The organism is Streptococcus sp. HMSC064H09, assembly GCF_001812625.1.
GTDB lineage: Bacteria > Bacillota > Bacilli > Lactobacillales > Streptococcaceae > Streptococcus.
In genome coordinates this window covers 1-721 of record NZ_KV809611.1, presented here as the reverse complement: position 1 = coordinate 721, position 721 = coordinate 1, and the positions used below count along the sequence as shown (strand labels likewise).

Here is a 721-nt window from a genome sequence, read left to right as displayed (position 1 = left end):
ACTCAGTTTCTACTTCAGAAAGTGAATCAACATCATCATCACAATCCGAGTCAAACTCAGTTTCGACTTCAGAGAGTGAGTCAACATCAGCTTCACAATCTGAGTCAAACTCAGTTTCTACTTCAGAAAGTGAATCAACATCGACATCACAATCCGAATCAAACTCAGTTTCAACTTCAGAAAGTGAATCGACATCAGCATCACAATCTGAGTCAAACTCAGAGTCAGCCTCAGAGAGTGCCTCAATTTCAGCATCACAATCTGAGTCAAACTCAGTTTCTACTTCAGAAAGTGAATCAACATCGACATCACAATCCGAGTCAAACTCAGTTTCTACTTCAGAAAGTGAATCAGTAAGCACATCACAATCCGAGTCAAACTCAGTTTCAACTTCAGAAAGTGAATCGACATCAGCTTCACAATCAGAATCAAATTCAGTTTCAGCGTCAGAAAGTGAATCAACGTCAACATCACAATCCGAGTCAAACTCAGTTTCTACTTCAGAAAGTGAATCAGTAAGCACATCACAATCCGAGTCAAACCTCAGTTTCAGCTTCAGAAAGTGAATCAACGTCAGCGTCACAATCCGAATCGAACTCAGTTTCAACTTCAGAGAGTGAATCAACATCGACATCACAATCAGAATCAAATTCAGTTTCAACTTCAGAAAGTGAGTCGACATCAGCTTCACAATCCGAGTCAAACTCAGTTTCAACTTCAG

The 721-nt window shown here is 39.9% G+C and carries 2 pseudogenes; both read right to left on the bottom strand.

Annotated elements, in window-relative coordinates:
- Window positions 1-523 (bottom strand): annotated as a pseudogene (locus tag HMPREF2867_RS11720) (MSCRAMM family adhesin SdrC); the annotation flags it as partial.
- Between the two features lie 13 nt (window positions 524-536).
- Window positions 537-721 (bottom strand): annotated as a pseudogene (locus tag HMPREF2867_RS11715) (fibrinogen-binding protein); the annotation flags it as partial.